Raw genomic sequence first — 872 nt, 5'->3', positions numbered from 1 at the left:
AACAGATACAAAATTTTCTAAGAGCGCCGAAAAGCCGTTTTAAGCAATTCGATTTGTTTGCCCACCGGATTTTCGTCCTCCAAAACAGGGGAAGAGATACCTTCTCTGCCAGTGCGCAAATATTGCATGCGTGCTTCTAAACGAAGAGAACGAGCAACAAAGTTGCGGAAAACTTCTGGAAATTCTTGCCAATGAGCGCTTTCTAGTTTCAGCGTCGGTGTATGAAGCGAGACTTTCGCGAGCTCTTTTTGTATTTGTTCTGGTGACATCTCTCCTTCGCGCTCTGCACGAAGAAGGAGAAGTTGAGAAGCGATTTGCATAAGCCGTGTACTTAAATACATCGCCTCTTTGGCATAAAGAGCAGAAACTTCTGCAGAGAGAGAACGTGCTGCTAATTTGCCTTCCGTATCAATATAAGTTGCTGTTTGTTCAATCAGCGCCATTGTTTCTTCGTAGAGGCGGTTAAAAGCATTGTCAAAAGCATTATGCTCAACCATAATAATAGGTTCATCATAGGGACGTTTATATGCACTCACACTTTTATACTCCAAATATCAGCACAAAAATCACGACACTCAACGAAATGAGGGATAAAAAGTTTCCTTTCCTACTGAACAGAATGCTTTTTTTAATGAGTACCCCTTTTCAAACTTTTGCGCAATGTGCTTCTTATGCTAAGGTTAACGCGTCATAGAACGCCATTACAAACAGAGAGGTTTTCTTGCGAAAAACCGATGAAGAGATGGGCGTTTTTCATAATAATAGGCGACCCCAAATTGCAGAGCAATACCACTTATAATCAAGAGGCTATCGGAAAAAAACGTTCCTGTCATCACTGTTTTTACAATTTGTCCAAACATCGCAAAAATAGT

Annotated in this window: 1 protein-coding gene; it reads right to left on the bottom strand. The window is 40.8% G+C overall.

Features of this window, described 5'->3' with window-relative positions:
- Positions 1–17: 17 nt before the first annotated feature.
- Entirely contained in the window at positions 18–536 is a 519-nt protein-coding gene (locus ACFINZ_RS10220) for a DUF1465 family protein (protein WP_011181261.1), read from the bottom strand.
- Between the last annotated feature and the right edge of the window lie 336 nt (positions 537–872).

This window comes from Bartonella sp. AA81SXKL (assembly GCF_042196945.1).
In the GTDB taxonomy this organism is placed as follows: domain Bacteria; phylum Pseudomonadota; class Alphaproteobacteria; order Rhizobiales; family Rhizobiaceae; genus Bartonella.
This window is presented reverse-complemented; position numbering and strand designations above follow the sequence as displayed.